Source organism: Salipiger sp. HF18, assembly GCF_011806505.1.
Lineage (GTDB): Bacteria > Pseudomonadota > Alphaproteobacteria > Rhodobacterales > Rhodobacteraceae > Salipiger > Salipiger thiooxidans.
Map to the genome: position 1 here is coordinate 1 of NZ_JAATOS010000820.1, position 1,088 is coordinate 1,088.

The 1,088-nt window shown below is 65.8% G+C and carries 2 protein-coding genes; both read left to right on the forward strand.

The annotated features are described in order from the left end of the window. Window positions 1-359, forward strand: a 359-nt coding sequence (locus HC022_RS27245) for a TRAP transporter small permease (protein WP_167454455.1), incomplete at its 5' end; no start/stop codon positions are given. Between the two features lies 1 nt (window position 360). Beyond that, window positions 361-1,088: TRAP transporter large permease subunit (locus tag HC022_RS27250; protein WP_167454456.1), on the forward strand; the 728-nt coding region annotated here is incomplete at its 3' end.

A 1,088-nucleotide genomic window follows, 5' to 3' on the forward strand; every position in this document is an offset into this window, starting at 1 on the left:
TCATGACGTGGTTCGGCTGCAGCCATAACGTCAAGCTGCGGACCCACCTCGCCTTCGCCGAGCTGCGCAACGCCCTGCCGCGCGCCGGACAGATGGGCTGCCTGATCCTCGACGCCGCGCTCTGGTTCGGCTTCTGCTGGGTTGTCGTGGTGACCTCGACCCGGGTGGCGGTGAACTCGGCCTCGAACTTCCAGATCATGCTGGGCACCGACAACGTCATGCAGTGGTGGTTCCTCGTCTCGGTACCGCTCGCGTTCACGCTGCTGGCCGCACGCGCGCTCGAGAACCTGCTCGAGGACTTCCACGCCTACCGCTCCGAGGCGACGCTCATCGAGCCCGCCGTGATCGGAGGCGAATGACATGAGCGACGGAACCCTCATCACCCTCATCTCGCTGGGCGTGACCATGCTCTTCATGTTCGGCGTCCCCGTCTTCCTCGTGATCGGCTACTGGGTCATCGGCATGTCCTTCGTGCTGGAGCTTCCGCTCGACAACATCGGGGCGGCGCTGGCGGACGTGTTCACAGACGGCTTCGCGCTGCTCGCCATGCCGCTCTTCATCCTGACCGGCGACCTGATCAACCGCTCCGGCATCGCAAGGCGCCTGTCGGACTTCGCCTATTCCTGCCTTGGCTGGATCCGCGGCGGGCTCGGCATGGCCTCGCTCGGGGCCTGCGGGCTCTTCGCGGCGATCTCGGGCTCGAACTCGGCCACCACCGCCACCATCGGCTCGATGCTGCACCCCGAGATGGTCAAGGGCGGCTACGACGCGCGCTTCTCGGCGGCGACGGCCGCGGCGGGCGGCACCGTGGGCATCATCATCCCGCCGTCGATCATCTTCATCGTCTACGGCTTCATGATGAACCTGCCGATCTCCGACCTGTTCATGGCGGGCATCATCCCCGGCATTCTCATGGTGCTCGCGATGATGCTGGTCTGCTTACTGATCTGCTGGCGCCACGGCTGGGGCTACCTCATCGCCCTGTCGCTCAGCCGCGTGGTCAAGACCGGCATCGGCGCCTGGCTCGGCTTCTTCGCCATCGGGCTGGTGCTCTGGGGCATCTACACCGGCAAGTTCTCTCCCACAGA